This is a genomic window from Ruegeria sp. AP12, from assembly GCF_056540025.1.
Window position 1 is genome coordinate 1 of sequence record NZ_JBQFVZ010000117.1, and the last position, 976, is coordinate 976.

General features: G+C 58.4%; 2 protein-coding genes and 1 pseudogene. All 3 read right to left on the minus strand.

The window, feature by feature from the left end; genetic code table 11:
* Window positions 1-181, minus strand: a pseudogene (locus ACR0E6_RS21620) (hypothetical protein); the annotation flags it as partial.
* 11 nt (window positions 182-192) lie between these two features.
* Complete coding sequence (locus tag ACR0E6_RS21625; protein ID WP_170379414.1) at window positions 193-438, minus strand: hypothetical protein; 246 nt, start codon at window positions 436-438, stop codon at window positions 193-195.
* A 103-nt stretch (window positions 439-541) separates the two neighbouring features.
* Window positions 542-976 (minus strand): redoxin family protein (locus ACR0E6_RS21630; RefSeq protein WP_480587185.1); only part of this gene is annotated, 435 nt, incomplete at its 5' end.

The following is a 976-nucleotide window of genomic DNA, read 5'->3' on the forward strand; positions in this document are numbered from 1 at the left end:
TCTTGTCTTCGTCCATCGCCTGAAAGGCGTAGTCTGAAAAGGCATTGAACTCGTCCTTGGACAGGAAGCCATCATTGTTCGAGTCGATGGCTGTCAGCTCTTTTTCATTCAACTCTGCCACGTCGTCCGCAGCTGCGGCACTGGCCATCACAAGCGCGGCGATACAGATTATTCGTTTCATCACTGTCCCCCTCAACATGCGAATCTTGCGCCACTGATGCTGCCGGTAGCGGCACCTGCGCCCGTCAGAATGGACTTGCCTGAACCGCCTCCGAACTGATTGCCGATTGCGCCTCCGATCAGCGCGCCACCCAAGGTGCCGCTCAGGCAGGCGATTTCATGTTGCCGTGCCGCTTGTTGCTGTGGTGTTGGGGCCGGACCGCAAGCTGCAAGAAGGCCTGCGCCGCCCAGAATGAGTGAAATGGCTTTGAGATACATAAACATACTCCCCAGCTATGTGCCTTTGATAATCGCACACTGGGGCGTTGTATCAAGTTAAATAGGGTTAGGACGGCCCCGGTTTAGCCGGGGCCAAACAAGGTCAGATTACTTCGAGCAAGCCTTCACCGGCTGAAATCTCGCAAGCGCCGGGGCTTTCTTCCAGGTTCAGCGCAGTGACCTTGCCGTCTTCGACCAGCATCGCATAACGCTGCGAACGCGCCAGCAGCCCGGCTGGTGGGGCGTCGAAATCCATGCCGATGGCCTTTGTGAACTCGGACGCGGCGTCGCCCAGCAGGGTCAGGCCGGCCTCGGTTGCGCCGGTCGCTTCGCCCCAGGCTTTCATCACGAAGGGGTCGTTGACGGAAATGCAGATGATCTCATCCACGCCCTTAGCTTCGAACTGATCCTTGGTGCGCATGAAGCTGGGCACATGGGCTGAGTGACAGGTTGGCGTAAACGCGCCGGGCACTGCAAAGATCACCACTTTGCGGCCCGCGGTTTTGTCGGAAATCCGAACCTCTTCGGGGCCTTCCGC

What these genes read in the sequence shown, in the direction of transcription:
- ACR0E6_RS21625 (WP_170379414.1), bottom strand. Translation starts at nt 438, where the DNA reads ATGTATCTCAAAGCCATTTCACTCATTCTGGGCGGCGCAGGCCTTCTT.